This is a genomic window from Paraburkholderia sp. EG304, assembly GCF_046543485.1.
GTDB lineage: Bacteria > Pseudomonadota > Gammaproteobacteria > Burkholderiales > Burkholderiaceae > Paraburkholderia > Paraburkholderia youngii.
The window spans coordinates 37,595-58,281 of record NZ_JBKGUA010000035.1 but is presented as its reverse complement, the minus strand read 5'-3'; the positions used below and the strand labels follow the sequence as shown (position 1 = coordinate 58,281).

At 61.8% G+C, this 20,687-nt stretch carries 18 protein-coding genes; 5 read left to right on the top strand and 13 right to left on the bottom strand.

The window, feature by feature from the left end; translation table 11 throughout:
- Positions 1-96: 96 nt before the first annotated feature.
- Positions 97-1,392 (bottom strand): extracellular solute-binding protein, encoded by a 1,296-nt coding sequence (locus ACLFKU_RS30685; RefSeq protein WP_368582641.1) that lies wholly within the window; start codon positions 1,390-1,392, stop codon positions 97-99.
- 247 nt (positions 1,393-1,639) lie between these two features.
- Here ACLFKU_RS30685 and ACLFKU_RS30680 point away from each other — a divergent pair, with 247 nt between their 5' ends.
- Positions 1,640-2,716, top strand: a complete 1,077-nt coding sequence (locus tag ACLFKU_RS30680) for a LacI family DNA-binding transcriptional regulator (RefSeq protein WP_309234952.1) — start codon at positions 1,640-1,642, stop codon at positions 2,714-2,716.
- Here ACLFKU_RS30680 and ACLFKU_RS30675 read toward each other — a convergent pair.
- The 9 genes from ACLFKU_RS30675 to ACLFKU_RS30635 all read right to left on the bottom strand — a co-directional run bounded on the left by ACLFKU_RS30675 (position 2,695) and on the right by ACLFKU_RS30635 (position 12,689).
- Positions 2,695-3,084 carry a type II toxin-antitoxin system VapC family toxin gene (locus ACLFKU_RS30675; RefSeq protein ID WP_018433686.1) on the bottom strand — a complete coding sequence of 130 codons (390 nt, stop codon included), beginning with the start codon at positions 3,082-3,084 and terminating at the stop codon, positions 2,695-2,697. The two genes, ACLFKU_RS30680 and ACLFKU_RS30675, sit on opposite strands and share 22 nt — an antisense overlap.
- Positions 3,084-3,314, bottom strand: a complete 231-nt coding sequence (locus ACLFKU_RS30670) for a type II toxin-antitoxin system Phd/YefM family antitoxin (RefSeq protein WP_013093946.1) — start codon at positions 3,312-3,314, stop codon at positions 3,084-3,086. Before ACLFKU_RS30670 ends, ACLFKU_RS30675 begins: the two co-directional genes overlap by 1 nt.
- 860 nt (positions 3,315-4,174) lie before the next feature.
- Entirely contained in the window at positions 4,175-5,305 is a 1,131-nt protein-coding gene (locus ACLFKU_RS30665) for an ABC transporter ATP-binding protein (RefSeq protein WP_410851602.1), read from the bottom strand.
- A 115-nt stretch (positions 5,306-5,420) separates the two neighbouring features.
- A complete protein-coding gene (locus ACLFKU_RS30660) occupies positions 5,421-6,758 on the bottom strand; it encodes a GH1 family beta-glucosidase (protein ID WP_410851601.1) in 1,338 nt (445 codons plus the stop codon).
- A 58-nt stretch (positions 6,759-6,816) separates the two neighbouring features.
- Entirely contained in the window at positions 6,817-7,647 is an 831-nt protein-coding gene (locus ACLFKU_RS30655; RefSeq protein WP_018433683.1) for a carbohydrate ABC transporter permease, read from the bottom strand.
- Positions 7,644-8,678 carry a carbohydrate ABC transporter permease gene (locus ACLFKU_RS30650; RefSeq protein ID WP_410851600.1) on the bottom strand — a complete coding sequence of 345 codons (1,035 nt, stop codon included), beginning with the start codon at positions 8,676-8,678 and terminating at the stop codon, positions 7,644-7,646. Before ACLFKU_RS30650 ends, ACLFKU_RS30655 begins: the two co-directional genes overlap by 4 nt.
- Positions 8,679-8,810: 132 nt before the next feature.
- Complete coding sequence (locus ACLFKU_RS30645; protein ID WP_368582637.1) at positions 8,811-10,058, bottom strand: ABC transporter substrate-binding protein; 1,248 nt, start codon at positions 10,056-10,058, stop codon at positions 8,811-8,813.
- A 202-nt stretch (positions 10,059-10,260) separates the two neighbouring features.
- Positions 10,261-11,334: a LacI family DNA-binding transcriptional regulator gene (locus ACLFKU_RS30640; RefSeq protein ID WP_368582636.1), complete on the bottom strand. Its 1,074-nt coding sequence runs from the start codon at positions 11,332-11,334 to the stop codon at positions 10,261-10,263.
- A 200-nt stretch (positions 11,335-11,534) separates the two neighbouring features.
- Positions 11,535-12,689, bottom strand: a complete 1,155-nt coding sequence (locus tag ACLFKU_RS30635; RefSeq protein WP_013093939.1) for a porin — start codon at positions 12,687-12,689, stop codon at positions 11,535-11,537.
- 847 nt (positions 12,690-13,536) lie between these two features.
- Between ACLFKU_RS30635 and ACLFKU_RS30630 the strand changes: the two genes are divergently transcribed.
- Both ACLFKU_RS30630 and ACLFKU_RS30625 read left to right on the top strand, forming a co-directional pair.
- Positions 13,537-13,845: a BON domain-containing protein gene (locus ACLFKU_RS30630; protein ID WP_368582635.1), complete on the top strand. Its 309-nt coding sequence runs from the start codon at positions 13,537-13,539 to the stop codon at positions 13,843-13,845.
- A gap of 343 nt (positions 13,846-14,188) precedes the next feature.
- Positions 14,189-15,373 carry an endo-1,4-beta-xylanase gene (locus ACLFKU_RS30625; RefSeq protein WP_410851599.1) on the top strand — a complete coding sequence of 395 codons (1,185 nt, stop codon included), beginning with the start codon at positions 14,189-14,191 and terminating at the stop codon, positions 15,371-15,373.
- A 40-nt stretch (positions 15,374-15,413) separates the two neighbouring features.
- On the opposite strand, the gene ACLFKU_RS30620 is transcribed toward ACLFKU_RS30625, so the two are convergent.
- The 3 genes from ACLFKU_RS30620 to ACLFKU_RS30610 form a co-directional block, all read right to left on the bottom strand.
- On the bottom strand, positions 15,414-16,979 hold the full coding sequence (locus ACLFKU_RS30620) for an alpha/beta hydrolase (protein ID WP_368582633.1): 1,566 nt from the start codon (positions 16,977-16,979) through the stop codon (positions 15,414-15,416).
- Positions 16,980-17,336: 357 nt separating this feature from the next.
- A complete protein-coding gene (locus ACLFKU_RS30615; protein WP_018433676.1) occupies positions 17,337-17,552 on the bottom strand; it encodes a hypothetical protein in 216 nt (71 codons plus the stop codon).
- A gap of 11 nt (positions 17,553-17,563) precedes the next feature.
- Positions 17,564-17,941, bottom strand: a complete 378-nt coding sequence (locus ACLFKU_RS30610) for a hypothetical protein (protein WP_176121532.1) — start codon at positions 17,939-17,941, stop codon at positions 17,564-17,566.
- A gap of 919 nt (positions 17,942-18,860) precedes the next feature.
- Here ACLFKU_RS30610 and ACLFKU_RS30605 point away from each other — a divergent pair.
- Together ACLFKU_RS30605 and ACLFKU_RS30600 are read left to right on the top strand one after the other, a co-directional pair.
- Complete coding sequence (locus ACLFKU_RS30605) at positions 18,861-19,337, top strand: helix-turn-helix transcriptional regulator (RefSeq protein WP_410851598.1); 477 nt, start codon at positions 18,861-18,863, stop codon at positions 19,335-19,337.
- Between the two features lie 2 nt (positions 19,338-19,339).
- Complete coding sequence (locus ACLFKU_RS30600; RefSeq protein WP_410851597.1) at positions 19,340-20,665, top strand: type II toxin-antitoxin system HipA family toxin; 1,326 nt, start codon at positions 19,340-19,342, stop codon at positions 20,663-20,665.
- Positions 20,666-20,687 lie beyond the last annotated feature (22 nt).

Genomic DNA, 20,687 nt, shown 5'->3' with positions numbered 1-20,687 from the left:
GCGTTCGGGAGTAGCGGTAATTGCAATATTCACGGGCTTGTATGCCGACCGGCACCTCGCGGTGCCGGCCGGACTTTTCTTTAAGACTGGAGAAGATTAACCGCCCTTCTTCGAAGCGGCTTCCATTTGCTGCGCAGCAGCTTCAGGCGTCAGCGACAGGCCGAACAGTGCCTGCGTCGTGTCCTTGTGCAGCTCACCGAGGGCCGGCGGCAGTGCCTGGTCGTACCAGAGCTGCACGCTCGGAGCCGCGGCAAGCAGTTTCTGCAGACGCTGCGTGAACGGATCGTCGATCTTGACGTTATTGACCGGCGGGAGCTTGTGGTCATCCGACGCGCGAGCCTGCATCGCCTGTTCGTCGGTCAATGCCTGGATCAGCTTGAACGCTGCGTCCGGCGACTTGCACTCGGCTGAGATGCTGAGGAAGCCATCGCCGACCGTGCCGATCAGGTCACGCGGATCGCCCTTGCCACCCGGCACGCTCGGGAACGGGAAGAAGTCGAGATCCTTCGAGAACGCCGGATTTTCGTTGGCGATCGTCGAAGCTTCCCAGGCACCCATCAGCTCCATGGCAGCCTTGCCCGTGTACAGCAGACGGCGCGAAGCGCCCGAGTCGTAATCAAGACCGTTGATGCCCGGTGCGAACGCGCCAGCCTTCACCAGTTCCTGAATGCGCTTGCCGGCTTCGACGAAGGCCGGATCTTCGAAGCCCTTGCCCTTGCCTTCGATCGCGTCCTTCACGACTTGCGGACCGCCGATACGGTCGACGAGGTACATGTAGTACATCGATCCGGTCCACTTGTTCTTGTTCGCGAGCGAGAACGCCGCGACGTTGTGCGACTTCAGCACCTCGACGACGTGCATCAGTTCATCCCACGTCTTCGGCGGCGTGATGCCGTACTTCTTGAAGACTTCCTTGTTGTAGAAGATCACCGCGGCCGCCGCGTTTTCGGCAGCGACACCGTAGGTCTTGCCGTCGAACGTCGTGACATCCCACGACGATTGCATGAAACGGTTGCGATACGACGGATCCTTGCTCAGGTACGGCGTCAGGTCGGCGATCTGGCCGGACTTCACGTACTCGTGCAGGCCGCCGCCGCCCCAGTTCTCGAACACGCACGGCGGCTGATTCGCGCCGAAAGCGACCTTCAGCTTCGTCTTGTACGCTTCGTTCAGCACGTGCGAATTCTCGACCTTGTAGCCCGGAACCGCCTTTTCGAATCGATCCGACGCGTCGCGAATGATCTTGCTCGACGACGCATTGGTCTGCTGGTCCCATACCGTGATCGTCTTGGAGTCCGCCGCTACGGCGTTCGAAACAACTGCAGACAACGAAAACAGCAGCGCCGTCGCGCCGATGATGGACCGCGCTTTAAACAACGCCGGGTACGCCATGTGTGTGTCCCCTCTTCTGGATTTTTAAGAAACCGCCGAAACGTTAACGTTAGCCTTAACGTTAGTGAATGTTAGGTCGATGCGGTAAGTAAGGCTATGCGGGATTTTACCTGGTCTCGGTCGGGCTGCGACGCAAACACCTGTATAAGATTGATTGATTGTGGGAAAGCGGAAATAAAAAGGGTTCTGCTAGAATAGCGACTACATAAACGGTATCGCTAACGCGATTAGCGAGTCGACCCATCCAATGACCTCTCGCACAGCTCCGACCCGCATGGCAAGACAAACCCCCACGCTTGAGCACGTCGCCAAGCTTGCCGGGGTGTCCCAGATGACCGCATCGCGCGCTCTGAACGGCCGTCCTGGCGTATCGCGCGAAACCCGTGACGAAGTACTGAGAATCGCGTCGGACATCGGTTACGTCGTCAACCGCACCGCGCAGAAACTGTCGGGGGGCCGCAATGGCATCATCGGCATCATCACGCCGACGCTCGACACGCAATTCTCCAGCGAACTGATTCTCGGCGCGGGCCGCGCGGCGCGTGGCGCCGGCTGCGAGATGCTGGTCTACACGGTGTTCGACGAAGATCGTCATACGCATCACGACCTGCTCGGGCTGATCCAGCAATTCTCCGACGGCATCCTCGCGATTCTTCCGCGCGAGTCGCTGTGCCTCGAGGCGCTCGCCACCGCGAAGGTGCCGGTCGTCGTCGTCGATCAGCGCGGCACGCTGACGGGCTTCCCGTCGGTGTCGGTCGACAACTACGGCGGCGCGTGTCTCGCGGTCGAACACCTGGCGGAGCTCGGTCACAAGCGCATCGCGTTTCTGGCCGGCGACGAAACGATCGAAGGTGTGCGCGACCGGCAACGCGGCTATCACGACACGCTGGCTCGTCTCGGCCTGCCGCGTGAAGACTCGCTGGTCGCCGCGGGCGACCTGTCGCAAATGATGGCGTTCGACGTCACGTTCGATCTGCTGAACCTCGCCGAGCCCCCCACCGCGATCTTCACGGCCAACGACCAGAGCGCGTTCGGCGTAATCGCCGCAATTCGCGAAGCCGGCCTGCGCGTGCCGGACGACATCTCGGTGATCGGCTTCGACGACATCCCGATGTCCGAGCAGTTTCACCCCGCGCTCACCACGATCCGTCAACCGTTCCAGCAAATGGCGCGCTCGGCGGTCAACACGCTGCTCGCGCAAATCGCCGGGATCGACGCCGCTTCGCAGCGCATCACGCTGCCGGCGGAACTGGTGGTGCGCGATTCCACCGGCCCTGTGCGCACCAAGCAGCGCCGCGGCCGTCACCAGATCGTTTCGACGTAAGTCGAAGCGCGCACCTTCGCATCCGAAGTCACGAGCGCGCCGCCATGCGTGCGCGCGGTCGCGACGATCAGGCGTTGATGCAAGCTGAGCGATGGCGGCAGCGTGGCCGCGCGAAACGCGATTTCCGTGTCGACCGGAATCATCCGCACGCCGTCTAGCGACAGAAACGTCGACATCCAGCTGCGCGCGTCCATCGACAGCCCGAGACTGCCGACCTTCACGAACTCCGCGATTTCGAACGCGCTGATCGCCGAGATCAGGATCTCGCCGCCGGCGAGCTCCCGATCGATCGCATCGTGCGCGGCCTGGCTCAGCGCTTTCTGCCTGCCGAGCCAGCACACGAGCGCAAGCGTGTCGAGCGTGATCATTACTCTTCCTGGTCGGCCGTGACAGGTTGCAACGCGTGCTTCAGATTGAAGTGCGTAATCGACGCGCGCAGCAGCTCGAGCGGATTTTCCTGCTTGCTGCGATACGGCCGAATTTCGATGGTGGGTTGCCCGCGGTCGGTGACGACCACGGTTTCGCCCAAAGCCTCGACCTGGCGGAACAGCTCGCAGGCCCGGGACTTGAAGATGGCTTTAGATACTCGTTTTTCCATGACGCTCTCCACCCAGCAAAATTCCAACGGTTATTTTTTGCGCCGGGCCGGCGCGCCCGCATGCGAACGCGCGCGATGCGTGGCCCGACATTCTTTTTCAACCTTGCTCTCAGGCACTACTTTCCAACCTACTGCCAGGAGCTCCCTCGAACTCCCGTCCAACCTGCGGCGACGATTACCGTGACCGCGGCACCGCCCGCACCGGTCGCGCCAATCCGTGCGCGCAACCGCTGCGCTTTCAGCTAATCAATACGTTTACGCAGACCGTTTCGGCCGCACAAGGGTCGTGCCGGATAGCACTGCGGCGCGTCTCGGGTTTCAATGTCTGCTACGTGTTTTAGCTCTTCGAATAGATGCAAACGTCTTGAACGTTACCCTTAACGTTAGCGGATGTTAATGGCACACATTCGCCGCCGCCATGCGGAGTTAACCTAAGCTCCGAACCACTATCCGGGACCACCCGACCCGACCCTCAAAGCCACGCCCAGCAAGGAGGAAGCTCCGCGCAAGGCATAGACAGCAAATCGTAATATTTGATGCGAACCGACTAACGAGATCCCTGCTTGCGTCTCACTCTTCGTCATCCGATGCCGGGGGCCTCGATGAAGGCTCCGCATCGAAATGTACGATCCACGAATGCAGCGATTCGCGCGGCTTCTTCAACCTTTCTCGCTGCTGCGGTCCTCGTTCGATAGCCGATTGCCCCCGGTCCGCGGCAGCCGCCGTTTCACCGGGCGTCTGCGCATACCGCTGCCCGGACGAGCCGCTAGCCGCGGCCTCGCCATCGTCCTTCGCTACATTTTTCTCCATCGCGCTATCCGCCATCGGTGTGCTAGTGCTCGCTCGCCGGCATCGGCCTGTCAAACGACCGCGCCTACGTCCTCGCCGACTTTGGGTCGCGACAGGCTCACCGCGGCGCCGTTCGCATCGAACAGCGTGACCGACGACGACGCCACCTTGATCCCGACGCGCGCGCCGACCGCATGCTGCGCGTCCTTCTTGTCGAGCTTCAGCGTGATCGCGTGCGCGATGCCATCGAGTCGCGCATGCAGCAGCGATACATCGCCGAGATGCTCGACCAGTTCGACTCGGGCGGCGAGACCTTCGTCGAGCGTGCCGATGCCCAGATGCTCGGCACGCACCCCGAGCGTCAGCTCACCGCTCAGCGACTGCGACGACCGGCCGGGCAGCACGATGCGCTGGCTCGCGCCCGCGAGCGCCACGACGGTTTGGGTATCGCTTTGCGACACCAGCGTCGCGGCCAGCATGTTCATCTGCGGCGAGCCGATGAAGCCGCCGACGAAGCGGTTCGCCGGTCGCTCATACAGTTCGAGCGGCGCGCCGGTCTGCTCGATGTTGCCTTTGTTGAACACGACGATCTGCTGGCCGAGCGTCATCGCCTCGACCTGATCGTGCGTGACGTAAATCATCGTCGTGCCGAGTTCGCGATGCAGCTTCGCGAGTTCGATACGCATCTGCACGCGCAGCGCCGCATCGAGATTCGACAGCGGCTCGTCGAACAGGAACACGCGCGGCTTGCGCACGATCGCCCGCCCGATCGCGACGCGCTGGCGCTGGCCGCCCGACAGTGCCTTCGGTTTGCGTTCGAGCAGATGCGTGATCTGCAGGATCTCGGCGGCACGGCCCACCGCCTCGCGCACTTCATGCTTCGACTTGCCCGACAGCTTCAGCGAAAAGCCCATGTTTTCCGCGACCGTCATGTGCGGGTAGAGCGCGTAGCTCTGGAACACCATCGAGATGCCGCGGTCCGTAGGCTGCAGATCGTTGACGCGTACGCCGTCGATCAGAATGTCGCCGCCCGTTATCGACTCTAACCCCGCGATCATGCGCAGCATCGTCGACTTGCCGCAGCCGGACGGTCCCACGAAAACCGTGAACTGGCCGTCCGGGATGTGCAGATCGATGCCCTGGATCACCTGCGGTCCTTCGCCATACGTCTTCGAGACGTTGCGCAATACGAGTTCGCCCATTTGATGCCTCCTCCTCCTCAGTCCTTGTACTTGCAGACCCCGCGTGACGCTATCCCACTGCCCCACTACTGTCGCGCCACGCGAGGTTCGGTGCGCCCGCCGCCGGGCGTGCGCGTCAGCGCACGGCTGCGACGCCGGCGTGTTGCGCGATCACGTCGCGATACCACAACGCGCTGTCCTTCAGCGTGCGCTCCTGGCTCGCATAGTCGACGTAGACCATGCCGAAGCGCTTGTCGTAACCCGACGCCCATTCGAAGTTGTCCATCAGGCTCCACGCGAAATAGCCGGCCACGTCGACGCCCTTTTTCACCGCGTCCGACAACGCGGCCAGATGCAGGTCGTAGAAGCGCACGCGCTCGGCGTCATGCACGCGGCCATTAGCCAGCACGTCCTTCGCCGCGCAGCCGTTCTCGGTGATGTAGATCGGCGGCAGCTTGTAGTCGGCGTTGATGCGCGTCAGCAATTCGGTGAGGCCTTGCGGATAGACTTCCCAATCCATGTCCGTGAAGCCGAGCACGCCCGGCGGACGCTTCTCGCCCGATGCGCTCGCGAAGATGCGGGTGTAATAGTTGATGCCGAGGAAGTCCATCGGCGTGCCGATCACGTCGAAATCGCCGCTCAGAATTGCCTCTTGCGGACCGTTCGCGCCGTACCATTCCAGCGCCTCGGCCGGATACTCGCCCTTGAACAGCGGGTCCATGTACCAGCGCACGAACTTCGCGTATTCGAGCGACGCGGCGGCCTGGTCTTCAGGCGAATCCGTCGCGCCATGCGCCGGCGACTGGTTCAGCACGATGCCGAGCGGCGCCTTTACGCCATCGGCACGCAACGCCTGCAACGCGAGACCGTGCGACAGCAGCAGATGGTGCGCGACGTGCGCGGCTTTCTTCAGATCGGCGTTGCCCGGCGCGAAATAGCCAGTCGCGTTGCCGAGCCATGCGGTGCACCACGGCTCGTTGTGCGTCGCGATCGATGCAACGCGATCGCCGAGCACGCTGCCGATCATGCGTGCGTAGTCCGCGAAACGATAGGCGGTGTCGCGGCTTTCCCAGCCGTTTTGCGTGTGCTGCAGCGACGACGGCAGGTCCCAGTGATAAAGCGTCGCGAACGGCTGGATATCGCGCTCGAGCAAACCGTCGACGAGGCGCTCGTAGAACGCTAGACCCTTTTCGTTGAATGCGCCGCGGCCAGTCGGCTGCACGCGCGGCCACGCGATCGAAAAGCGGTAAGCATTGACGCCGAGTTCAGCCAGCAGATCGAGGTCTTCCTCGAGAAGGTGATAGTGATCGCATGCGACATCGCCGCTCTCGCCGTTCACGACCTTGCCCGGCACTTTGCAGAACTCGTCCCAGATCGACGGGCCACGGCCGTCCTCATGCGCTGCGCCTTCGATCTGGTAGGAACTGGTGGCCACGCCCCAGACGAAGTCTTCGTTGAATCGATACGTCGGCATAAATGTTGTTGTCCCGAATGGTCATGCCCGCCAGGGCGTGAAGATGAAAGGAAAAATCTCAGGCCTTGACCGCGCCGGTCGTCAGACCGTCGATCAAACGCCGCGAGGTGAACGCGAACAGCACCAGCAACGGCAGCACCGCGACCGCGGAGCCCGCCATCACTGCGCCCCAATCCGAATTGGTCGGGCTTTGCAGAATGCGCAGCGCGAGCGGCAGCGTGTACATCGACGGCGAGCGCAGCACGACTAGCGCCGACAGAAAGTTGTTCCACGCCTGAATGAAGCTGATCAGGCCAAGGGTGCCCAGCGCCGGTCCCAGCAGCGGCATCACGATGCTCCAGTAGATGCGGAATTCGCCGCAGCCGTCGATGCGCGCCGCCTCGATGAGCTCGGACGGAATCGCCGACGCGACGTACTGGCGCATCAGGAACACGCCGAGCGCGGCGGCCGCGCCTGGCACATACAGCGCGCGCGGCTGATCGATCCAGCCGAGCAGGTTCATCGTCATGAAGGTCGGAATCATGCTGAGGAACGGCGGCACCAGCATCGCGGTCAGCGCGATTGCGAACAGCGTCTTCTTGAAGCGAAACTCGTACATCGCGAACGCGTAGCCGGCCATCGACGTGACCAGCAGCGTCAGCACGGTTTGCATCGCGGCCGTATAGAAGCTCCAGCCGAGATTGCGCCAGAACGGAATGTGCCGCATCAGCGAGGCCATGTTGTCGAGAAACGCGCTGCCGAACCACAGCGGGGGCGGCATCGAGAAAATCTCGGAGCTCGTGTGCGTCGCGAACACGAACATGAAGTAGAACGGCGAGAACATCAGCAGCCCGCCGGCAACCACGATCGCATAGCCGATATAGCGGCCCTTGTTGTTCGACGATTTCATCGCTGATTCTCCTCGTTCATGCCGCTGCGGTGAAAGATCCGCGTGTTCAACCACATCAACGCGCCGATCGAGATGAACAGCAGCCATGCGATCGAACTCGCGGTGCCGAAATCGCCGTCGTGGAATGCGGTGCGATACATATAGACGGCCGTCGTCAGGCCGGACTGGCTGGTACCCATGCCTTCGTTCGGCAGCAGGATGAACGGCTCTTCGAACAGTTGCAGGCCGCCGATGATCGACAGCGTGACCGCGAAGAAAATCATCGGCTTGATCAGCGGAATCGTGATGCGGGTGAACTGTTGCCAGCCATTCGCGCCGTCGATGCGTGCGGCCTCGTACAGGTCTTTCGGAATGGTTTGCAGCGCCGACAGATACAGCACCGTGTTCCAGCCGACATAGCGCCAGAAGATCACCACCGACACCGCCGGCTTGACGTTCTTCGGGTTATATAGCCACTCGATCGGATGCGCGGGAACGATCCAGTGCAGGCCGGGCAGTTTGCCGAGCTCGGCGATCGCGAGGTTGATCATGCCGAAGTCGGTCGAATACAGCGACGAGAAAATCAGCGCGATAGCGACGCTGGACGTGATGAACGGCAGGAAGTACAGACCAACCATCAGGTTGCGCCAGCGGCGAAACGCGGTTTGCAGAAAGAACGCCAGCGGCAGCGCCACCAGATGCTGCGGCACGCCGGACATGATCGCCATCGACACAGTGTTGTACAGCGACTTCCAGTACCACGGGTCGGTCAGCGTGAACGTGAAGTTCGACAGACCCACCCACTTCATGCTCGCGAGCCCTGCCGTCGCGTCCCAGCTCTGGAACGACAGGTACAGCGAAAACAGCAGCGGGAACGCCATGAACAGCGCGAACAACAGGAAAAACGGGCCGAGAAACAGGTAGGGTGCGACCTTCACCGGATCGAGCCGCGAAGTTTTTCGCGGCGCGGCGAACGGCGTGGGCGAGCTCAGCACATCGCTCACGCGTGCATCGCGGGCGACCTCTTCGGTCGTGGGCAGCGGAGTGTTCATCAATAGTTCCGTCCAGTCGGGCGTGGGTTGGGTCTTCGATGACCGGCCACGCTGTTTGCAGCAGACTTGCAGCGCACTGCGAGACACTTCGGTCGCGGCATGCAGCGTGCCGCGACCTTGCATCAATACCGCTTAACGGCGGACCCGATGGGCGATCTGGTCCTGCGCTTCCTGCAGCGCGGTATGCACGTCTGCGCCATCGTCGACGACCTTGTCGAGCGCCGAATGCACCGCCTCTTCAGCGACCTGGTCGTACTTGCTGCGCTGGATCGCCGGGATGTGCGAGGCCGCATCACGCCAGATCAGGCGCGCCTTCTCGTCGCCGAGGAATGACACCGGCTCGGCGAAGAACGAATCGGTCTGCGCGGAGAGCAGCGACGGGAATGCGTCGATCGAACGGAACGAAGCGAGCTGCGTGTCCTTGCGCGTCGTCAGGAACTTGATGAATTCCCACGACATCGGCTTTTGCGTCGCTTTCGCCGGAATCGACCAGAACGTGCCGCCGAACGATGCGTACGCGTTGTTCGGCAGATTGGCCGCGCGCCACAGACCCTTCGTGTCCGGTGCGATCCACGACGACAGGTGGCCACCGAGCCATGCGCCCATCATTTGCGTCGCGACGGTGCCGCGCTTGAAGCTCTCGGCCCATTCGTTCGACCACGGCGTGATCTTCGCGTCGAGACCGAGGTCGCGCGCTTTCTTCGCGAGCTCGAACGCCTTCACGAAACGCGGCGACGTGACGATCGGATTACCGGCCTTGTCGAAGTACACCCCATCGCCTTCCTTCAGGTCGGCGCGAATGTAGATGTCCTCGATATCACGCGACGATGCCATCAGGTACGCACCCGTTGCCTTCTTGATTTTCACGCCGGACGCCAGATACGAGTCCCACGACTTGGTCAGATCCGCTTCGGTCACGCCCGCCTTTTCGAGAATGTCCTTGCGATAGAACAGCGTGCCCGGACCGATATCGGCCGGCATGCCGACGATCGCGCCGTCCTGCGTGGTCGCCTGCGCGAACGTGTAGTTGATGAACTGGCTCTTGTACTGGCCCGCGCTATACGGAGCCTTCGACAGATCTTCGAGACCGCCGCCCGCCGCAAAGCGGCCGATGAAGCCGACCTCGACCGCCATCACGTCGGGCAGATTCGAGCTCGTCGCGAGCGCGGTGGTCATTGCGTTGTGGTGATCGGCGATCTGGAGCGACGACACCTTAACGTCGACGTCCGGATGCAGCTTCTTCCACGCCGGCAGCGCGTCCTTGATTTCCTGATCCAGCTTCGGAAAGACCGCGACGTTCAACGTGGTGTTGGCGTGCGCGCCGACTGCTGCCAGGCTGAGCAGAACGGCGGCGGCAGAGCCTGAAAAGCGGAATTTCATTACTCGTCTCCTAAAGAACCCTGTTTGAACTGCATTTGATGAATACCCGGTTGCTGCGACCTACTTCCCCTGTTGTCTTTGTTGCTGCTTTGCTTGGTGCTGCTTTGCTTGGTGCTGCTTTGCTTGGTGCTGAATGTGCTGCGAATCTCTGCTTGACTGCCGATATCTGAAAGCGCTTTCACGTCTCGACGAAAAAAAGCCGCTACGCATGCGTATCCCCCTGCTCTACCGGCGGCGTGATTCGACGCGTGGTTTCACGCGTCACGAGCGTGAGCGGAATCGGGCTGAGCGCGATCGACTGCTTGCGGATCATCTGCACGATGCCCTGCGCGGCGAGTCGGCCGATTTCATAAGTCGGCTGGCGAACCGTCGTCAACGGCGGCGTCATGTACGACGAAGTCGGCAGGTCGTCGAAGCCGACCAGCGACACGTCGTCCGGCACCCGCACGCCGCGGCGGAACATCGCGAGGCGCGCGCCGTAGGCGGTCTGATCGTTTGCGCAGAATACGGCGCTGAACGATGGATGGCGCGCCATCAGCCGCTCCATCGCGGCGACGCCGCCCGTTTCGAGGTAATCGCCCTGCTCGACGAGGTCGGCATCGAAGCCGATGCCCGCTTCCTCGAGCGCGGTCCGGTAGCCGACGAGACGCTCGATCGCATCCTCGTGACTGGCCGGCCCGGCGATGAAGGCGATCTCGCGATGGCCTTGCTCGATCAGATGGTGGGTCGCGTCGCGAGCGCCCTGCATGTTGTCGATCGGCAGGCCCGCGAGCGTCGCGCTGTTCTGCACCGAGCGGCCCAATACGAGCATCGGTGCGTGCCGCGAGTAGTCGGTCAACGTCGACTCATCGAGTTGCGCGTGCAGCAGGATGATTCCGTCGACACGCCGGGCGATGAACTGCTCGAGGCGCGCCTTTTCGTCGGCGATGTTCCATCGGCTGCTCACGAAGATCGGCGTAAAGCCCGGCTCGGACAGCGACTCTTCGATACCTCGTAGCCACTCGGCGTAAAACGGACTCGACACCGCCTGTGTCAATACGCCGATCGTTTCGGTCCGGCCGCTCGCGAGACTGCGCGCGAGCACGTTCGGCCGATAGTTGAAACGCGCGATTGCCTCCTCCACCGCCTGCTGCTTGGCGGGAAGCACGCGCGCAGAACCGTTCAGGATCCGCGATACGGTGCTCGGAGAAACACCGGCCGCGCGCGCGATGGCCTCGAGCGTCACGTTGGGTACCTTGGGCGCGCCGGGGTTGTCGTTCGAGCCGTCGTGGGTCATGAGTTCTGCCTGAATCCTGTGATGAAAGCGCTTTCAGATAGGAAGAAACGCAGTCCGTCCGATGATGAAATCGAATAAAGAGAAAAAGCAGCCGATGCGACGAGGGTGGAGGAGGCGTCGCACCGGCCTCTCTATGAAAGAGAAATAAACAGTCCTTGAAACAAAGAGATCACTACGATTGCTGGTCAGGCAACCTCAACTCAGAACGAATGCATGATCCCGGCGAAGACGCCAGTCTGGCTATGACCATAGTTCGGGTTGCTGTTCGACGACGTGCCCGTCACCGGATTGAAGTTGTTGTTGCCGTACGGCCCGTTGCCGAGGTTCAGGTTCGACGTCGAGCTGTTGTGCACATAGCCGGCTTCCGTGTACAGGAACGTGCGCTTCGACAACGCGTAGGTGCCGGCGAGCGTGAACAGCGTCGCGTTGCCGTTGCCGTTGTTCGCGTTCGCGTGGTAGACCGCTGCCGTCAAGAGCGTGGGTGCCGTGACCTGCCATGCGGCGCCGAACCATTCGTGGTTCACGCTGGTCGGTGCGCTCACGCCGAGCGGCTGCGACGCATCGGTCACGCCGACGCTCGCGTTGGTTGCGTCAGGCGCGCTCAGGTGCTGATAGCCCGCGTACAGCTTGACCGGACCGATCACGTAGCTACCGCCGACGAGAATGTCGCGCGAAGCGGAGTACACGTTGTTGAACGAGCCGTTGGCGCCGCGCACTTCGTCGTAGATCACCCGGAAGTCGCCCGAGCCCCACGTATAGACGCCCTCAACCGCGTTCGTACGCCCCTGGCCGGTCGGCACACCCGCCGCGTTGACCGGTGCCGAGTTCCAGCTCGTGTTGTTGGTCAGCGAATACTGGCCCTTCAGCACGAGGCCGCCGAACAGCACCGGCGAGTTGTACTCCGCGCCGTTGCTGGTGCTCGTCCAGTTACGGCCGCGGACCAGGGTCGAGATCGCGTAGCGCTGCATCACCTGCGGGTCGGTGCCCCAGCTGTCTTGCGCCAGTTCGCCGGCGCCGAGGTTACCGATCTTGAACAGACCCCAGCTGTCGTTCGTAAAGCCCACCGTTGCGTGGCGGCCGAACAGATTGCCCGCCGATGCACCAGTCATCGTATTGAGTTGCCCCTCCAACTGAAAGATCGTCTTCGTGCCACCGCCGAGATCTTCGGAGCCGATGAGGCCGAACCACGAGCAACCCCAGTCACCGCTTTGGGCTGACCATGCGTGGCCGCCCGGAAGGCCGGTTTCAAACTGGATGCCGTTGTCGATACGGCCATACAGGGTGACGCTGCTCTGCGCATGAGCCACCGTCGTCGCGGCTGCCATCACAGCCACAGCAATAAGCTTCTTCTTCATTTAGATATCCTATATATATTTTGGCGTCTCCAAGCCGCACAGGACGCACGCGTTCTCACACGTTTCCCCTCTTGCCGAAATGTTCGCTTCGTATTCGCATCACATTTCGAGGCGATTATAGGGATGACCTTGCGCCGCGCATCGAACTAACGGCTCAGGGAAAACGCTGTTATCGATAACAGTTGCGCGCCGCCCGATCCCGAAGTAGCACCCTGCTTTGTGACCATTAGGTGATGGTCACAAGCGTCGGAAATCCGTTTGAATTCACGAACCGTAACGATGCGTGAATCCGTCTCGCGCGTCGCTCAGCGCTCGCTTAACAAGGAGAACGCGCTCGAATGCAAGAAGAATCTCGCGTTCGTTGTTGCGAAGATGCAACGACCCGGCGCGCTTGCATTGACGGTTTGCGCTTGACGAACTTGCCTTGGAGCAGTCAGCAGCGGCGGACATTACCGACTATCATCAATGCATACGATGCCGGGCAACGAGCCGGGCTCAGCCGCATAGCAGGCTGAGTGCGGGATTGTCAGCGCATCCGTCTGGCTCTCGCGCTCCGTCACGAACGCTCCAACCAGCTCCCATCCCTCGGCTCTCGCTGTTCCCCGCCACGCCGCCCCTGCGACGTCGCGCTCGAACACGCTGCCCTTGCGAACTTTTCTGCGGGCGACGGCTTGACCGCCCAACGCCCCGACTGGCCAAACCTCGACGCGCAACCGCGATAACCGCGACGCAAGCAGTGAAAGAGGGGGTTTTGTCCAATGCACTTCCGAGGCCTCGCATGGAGTCGGACCGGAAGATTTGCCGGCGGATTTTGCCGGCACACCTTGGCATTTAATAAGGAGGTATCGTGAAAACAACCCTTGTTTCTACTCTCGCGTTGCTGATTTCAGGCGCAATCGCGCCGATCGCCCATGCTCAGGATTCGCAAGCCACCGACCAACAACTCGCTCATAGCGTGCGGGTTGCGGAGGCGCACAGCGGCGTCGGGATGTCACATGTGTTTGTCTTTGCCCACTCGGGGCAAATCATGCTGCTCGGATTTGTGCCCGAGCGGGAGCATGTCGCGCGTGCCGAACGGGCTGCGATGTCGGTGCCCGGTGTCACCTCGGTGGACAACCGGCTCACGCCCGACGGTGGCTCGTTGAACGGGCATTGAGATCGAACTGAATCGCGGCGCGCGGACGTCGATTGAAGCAGACCCCGCGCGTTAGGGGATTCCGTTTTCCTGTTCCGCCAGTCGGATTGAGTGACTGGCGTCCTGTTTCGCACGGTCAGGCGCGCGGGCGGTTCGTGCACCCCTATCTGAAAGCGCTTTCATCGGCCGCCGGGTCGAACCGGTCGACTCCACGCTTGTCCACCCTCCGTCATTTCGTTGATCTGTCGGGTAAATCCCTCATAGCGGGGACGCGGGACGCTGCTTAACATCGTCATTGTTACCGATAACGTTATAAGTGGTTAGAAAAGCAGCCGAACCGGCATTTCCTCACAGGAGACCAGGAGTGCGTCGTTTACGGACCTCGATGCGCATGCTGTGCGCAGCCGTCAGCATTTGTACGCTCGCATGCACCGCAGGCTGCGCGCTCAACCAGGCGGCCGTCGCTCATGATGGCCCGCCGCTCGCCGCGGCGCCCGCTGAAGCGCTGCCGCCGCTGCGCAGTGTGATGGCCGCCCACTTCAAGGTCGGCGCGGCGATCGAACCCGATTCGATCGACAGTCCGGCCGACGCGACGCTGATCGCCGCTCAGTTCTCGAGCCTGACCGCCGAGAACAAGATGAAGCCGGGCACGATCGGCGTCGCGCAAGGCAAGTACAACTTCGTGCCGGCCGACAGAATCGTCGCGTTCGCTGAGGCGCACGGCATTGCAGTGCGCGGCCATACGCTCGTGTGGCACTTCAAGGCCGGCGACTGGACCGAGGCGCCGGACTGGTTCTTCGCCGGCGATCCGAAAGATCCGCACTACCACGACATCGTCGCGAAGCGGCTCGATCGATATATAACCGACGTCGTCACACACTTCCGAGGCAAGGTCTATGCGTGGGACGTGGTCAACGAAGTGATCAGCGACGATCCACATCAGGTGTATCGCGAAGACAGTCCGTGGTATCGCGCTCTCGGCAAGGACTACATCGCAATCGCGTTCCGCGCGGCGCGCGCGGCGGACCCGGACGTGAAGCTCTATATCAACGAGTACACCACCGACGATCCGCGCAAGCGCGCAAAGCTGCTCGCCGTGATCCGCGATTTGCGCGCGCAGGGCGTGCCGATCGACGGTGTCGGGCATCAGATGCACATCAGCGTGAACTGGCCGCCGCTGCCGAACATCAAGCAGGCATTCGACGACGTCGCCGCGCTAGGCCTAGAAAACCAGGTGACCGAACTCGACGTGAGCCTCTATACCGATCCGGGAGAATGCTGGAGCAATCCGCACGCATGTCTGCCGGACCTCGGCCATCCGGTTCCGAACGACATCATGCGTGCGCAGGCCGAGCGTTATCGCGCGGTGTTCGCTCTATTCCAGCAGGAGCCAAGCATCAAGGCGGTGACGTTCTGGGGCTACTCCGACAAGCACACGTGGCTGACGTCGACGCCGGTGCCCCGCAACAACCTGCCGCTGCCGTTCGATGCGAACCTGAAGCCAAAAGCGGCGCTGTGGACGATCGTCGATTCGTCGTATCAGCCGTAACGTCGCTCTTCGCGCGAAAAAGCAGACGGCGATCCACACCTCAAGGTTCGTCCGAGTCTACCTCCCCCAGCGCGTTCAGGTCCGCCGCGAAATCGTCGGGTGGACCGCCCGCCGTTTCGTGCGTGCGCGGCGGTGACTTGACCACCGGCGGCGGCATCTTGCCGATGCCTTCGTCGATCCGCTGCAGCAGATACGGGAAGAACGGATTCGACGCGATGCGGAACATCGAATCGAGCGTCAGAATCAGCGTGCCGCGTTCGCCGCGCGGCGCGAGCGTGCCGAGGTTCTCGTTGAAGTTCTCCGAATCGTCCGGCGCGATGCCGTACAGCGCGTCGGTGATCGGGAAAGGAATCGCGACGTGCGACAACGAGAAAATATCCTGCGGATAATCGATGTCCAGCGGCTTGACGCGCGTTTGCACTTCTCCCGCATAAACGCTGCGCTCGACAGTATGCGCCGAATCCGGCGACACGTTGGCGATCACCGTGGTGCGATAGTTCTGCGGACCGATGCGCAACAGTCGCGAGAGCGCCGTGTACGACGCGTTGCGTAGGAAGGTCCTGAAGCGCACGCTGCGGTTAACGTCGAACAGCACGACTTCGCTGCCGTTCTCAGGCAGCTTGTCGTAGAGCAACGACATCACCGCGGGCGTGCTGACCGTGAAATCCGTCACCGACTGGAACGTCAGAATTGGCGGCAACGAATCGAGCCGGTTCTCGCGCTCGAGCCGCGCAATCTGTTCCTGAATCACGCTCGTGAGGAGATAGGACTGCCGCGCGCCATTCACTGGAAACGAGTTGTACTTGAACGGGTTGAACTCCGGCACGATACCGAGCCACGCGGCGCGCGCAAAGGCCGGCAGCACCGCGGGCAATCCGGCGAGACCGGCAAAGCGCGCGTAGCGTGTAACGCCGATCATCGGCGAGATCAGCACGACGCGCGTCGGACGCGCGAGCGCGGGATTCTCGATCGCGTCGAGCGCATATTGCAGCGCAAGCGCGCCGCCGTTCGAAAACCCGACCAGCTCGATCGGCTTGTCCGGCCCCACGCGACGTCGCGCTTCGCGTACCGCGAGCCGCGTGGCCGCGGTCCAGTCCTTCCAGTGCACGTCGGTGAGCCCCGCCGGCACCGTGCCATGTCCCGGCAAGCGGATGCCGATCGCGACGAAACCGCGATCGCGATATCGACGCGCGATATGCCGCATGCTGTACGGCGCATCCGTCATGCCGTGCAGCAGCACGACAGCGCCGACGGGTGGCCCCGACGGTTCGAGAATGTACGAGCGATTCCAGTTTTCGGCGAAATGCCACGGAAAAATCGGCGAGCCCTCGTAATAACGGTTCGCCGAAATGCGCTCCGACGGCCGGATCTTATCGACGACATTGGCGCGCACGTCCTCGAAAATCCGGTTTTCCGCCTTGACGTACGCGTTCCAGTCGGCGGTGTCCATTTCCTCGACGGTCATTTCGCGCGGCACATAGGTGTGCCATACCGACAGCTCCGGCCCGCGCTGCGAATACCACGCGCGTAGCCCCAATGCGAGCACCGCCAGCAGCACCAGAACCCATGCACTTATCTTTATTACCTTCAGCGACGTGCGCAGCATTCGTGTTCTCTTGATGAGATGAAGGTTGCACCGCGCGCAGGCTGCTCTCTGCGTGGTGTGCGCATGCCGTCATCGGGACGGCTTCGGTGTGGATATCCTAAGGGCTTTTAATCAGCGGTTCAAACTTTGTCGTCCGAGCGCGCGGCGCGGCATCGACGAAGCGGCGTGCTGGGGAGGCAAGGTATGCCAGACGCGGGTGATCGCAAGAAGAGTCCTTCAGCGACGCTTCCGAAGTCGCTTCGCCCGACGCCTACGGGCTGCCCATCACGGCCAAATCATCGGGCCGTTCGCTTCAATAACGAAAAGCCGGGACGCGACCCGCGTCGCGCCCCGGCCCTGCCTGCTCGCTGGCAATGACTAACGGCCGCGGATATTGCCGGCCACGCCGCCCGCCGCACCGCCGATGATCGCGCCGGTCCACGCGTCGCCGCCGGAGATCGCCGCGATACCCGCACCGGCGCCCGCGCCGAGTGCCGCGCCGCCTATCGTTCCCTGCGTCCGCGGGCTCATGTCCGTGCAACCGATCATCGCAGCCAGCGCGCCAATACTAACGATCCACCCAAGTCGTTTCATGATCGTTCTCCTTATTGATTTTTCTTCAGGCCGGGCACGACCATCTGGAACCAGAGAGTCTCGATCACCGGGTGCTGGATCATCGTGGGATTGGCCGCGTAGTAGCTATCGAGGCCTTGACGCACGCTGTCGAGCGTCTGGCCTTGCATGCCCTTGCCGAAGCGCTGCGCGATGTCATTGCTGTTCGCCGTGTTGCCAGCATAGGCCCGCTCGATGTCAATCACATTCGAGATACCGACCAGATACGCTTTCTTCTGCTCATCGGTCGACTGCATCCATTGCTGGCCCGTGACGATTGGAATGTTTTCCGCACGCGCGACGTTGCCCATCATTGCCAGCGACAGAAAAGTCACAGATAACAGCGTTCGCCATTGTGGTTTGCTTGCCATCACATACTCCAGGGAAGTTATGTTCTCCAGCGGCCGGCCAGCGACCGCATCCGGCGGTGTCGATCGCGTTATTTGAAAGAGTGATCTGTGGGTATCGTCGATTCTCCTTTCAGGTTCATCGGTCGGCGTGGTTCGCCGGTTCAGGGTCTATTAGCGTTGAGTCTTATCAGCGAATAGACACCTTGATGGCAGAAAATCTCGTGACGGATTGGAGTGATTTGCACACATGCTGTGTGCGCGCAACGATTGAAACGGCGTTGACATCGCCGCGTAACACACGCTATAGAGTCTACAGCCTTTTCTGCAATTTCCAAGCTCATTTCCGCTCGATGCACGCCGCGTGAAAGTTGTGTCAAATCTCATTCTACGAGCGAAGGGCGCGATGCAATTCGCGTCAACATTCATCGGTTATCCTTCCCTCGATCGAGCGCGGTGATATTGCTGGCGATTTTTTATCGATGTCCATTCAGTGTTCTTTCCACGCAATCCGAACACAGTTTCTTCTTCCTGTCGTGAATATTCGGCTTCCTGATTAGATCGCGTTAATTGAAAACGATGTGAATCTGTCGATTTACGTTCGAGACGCTTGTTCTGGCATTACGTTCGTTTTTTATTGATGCGTTTGTCCATCATCTTATCGGTGACCCAGCGGATTTCACGCCGTCGTCTGTCGGCTAACGGGTTCCGGTCGATCACACTTTCCTTGCGGCGGTTGGCTGCGCAGCAGCGAAGTGGGTGGTGGTGCGCGGTTGACCGTTAGTTGCGTGATGACCAGCGAGAGAGGACAGCGTTTCAAATATCTCCGTGCCCCACCATTAACAGTCTTTAGCTTGTATTTACGAAATACAGGGTATAGACTGTATCCGCAATTTACAGGTTTTGGCCTGTTACGCCGCCGCAGCCGAACCGGAGATCCACCGTGGACTACGCCATCAAGACACTGAGCCAGCTCAGACCGATCCTGCAGGGCTTCAGGAAGGCCGCCGGGCTCACTCAAACCGCGATGGCCGCCCATCTCGGCGTCACGCAACAGACCTACGCGCAACTCGAAGCAAATCCGGCGGCCGTCAGCGTCGAACGGCTCTTCAGGGTGTTACGGGTCTTGCAGGTCGATCTGAAGCTCACGCAGAGCGGATCGACGCAAAAGGTGGCCGTGGAAGACGCCGCGCCGGCCGCGGCAAAAGGCAACGCCAAACGCGCCACACGCGCGCAAGGTGCGGCGCACCGCGCGGCGACGACATCGGCCGGTGATGCCAGCGACCGCGCCGCAGCCCAGGCATCGAGCAGCGGCGCCAAAGCGGCCAAACCCGCCAGCACCTCCCAAAAGCCCAAAGCGGTCAAGCCTGCCAAGGCAACCAAAGCTGCCGGCGCCAGCAAGAAACGGGAGGACTGGTAAGCATGGCGCGCAACACACCGAACCGTCTGAACCTATGGATGAACGGCCTGCGGGTCGGCACATGGGAAACGACACGCAGCGGCGAACGCCTGACCTATGCCGACAAATGGATCGACGATCCGCAAGGACGCCCGCTATCGCTGTCGCTGCCGTTCACCCCGGGCAATCAGCCGTATCGCGGCCAGATCGTCGCCGACTATTTCGACAACCTGCTGCCCGACAGCGAACCGATCCGGCGCCGCATCGCCGCGCGCTACCGGACCGGCAGCACCGCGCCGTTTGCGTTGCTCACCACGCTCGGGCGCGACTGCGTCGGTGCCTTGCAACTGCTGCCGCCGGACGAAGAGCCGAGCGACCTGACGAGCATCCACGGCCGCGAACTCAGCGACAGCGACATCGCGGCGCTGCTACGCGGCACGACGTCGGCGGCGCCGCTCGGGCAGCACGATCCGCTCGAAGACCTGCGTCTGTCGATCGCCGGTGCGCAGGAAAAAACCGCGCTGCTCCGTTATCGCAACCGCTGGCTGCTGCCCGAAGGCAGCACGCCGACCACGCATATATTCAAGCTGCCGCTCGGGCTCGTCGGCAACATGCGCGCCGATATGCGCACGTCGGTGGAAAACGAATGGCTGTGCTCGCGGATCGTCGCGGCCTACGGGCTCCCGGTCGCGCGTTGTGAAATCGCGCGATTCGACGAGCAGAAGGTATTGATCGTCGAGCGCTTCGATCGGCGTCTGTCGAGCGACGCCACGTGGATCGTGCGTCTGCCGCAAGAGGACATGTGTCAGGCCACTGGCACGTCGGCGCTGCACAAGTACGAGTCCGACGGCGGACCGGGCATCGAGGCGATCATGGAGATACTGGCGGGCTCCGCACGTGCAACGACGGACCGCCGCAACTTCTTCGCGACGCAGCTGGTTTTCTGGCTGCTCGCCGCGACCGATGGCCACGCGAAGAATTTCAGCATCGCGCATCTGCCCGGCAATCGCTACGAAGCCACGCCGCTTTACGACGTGCTGTCCGCGCATCCGATCATCGGAAGCGGTGCGGGACGTCTCGCGGCGCAAAAAGTGAAACTGGCGATGGCGGTCCGCGGCAAGAACGTCCACTACCTGCTCAATCAGATCCAGCGCCGGCATTGGGTGGCCGAAGGACAACGCGTGGGCTTTTCCGCCACCGATGTCGAGGCGCTGATCGATCAGTTGAGCGCGCAAACGGAGACGGTGATCGACACCGTCTCGTCGCAACTGCCCGCCGACTTTCCACTGGACGTGGCCGATGCGGTTTTCGACGGCATGCGCCGGTTGAACCGGAAGCTTGCGCAGTAAGCTCCGTCATCGCATGACCGAC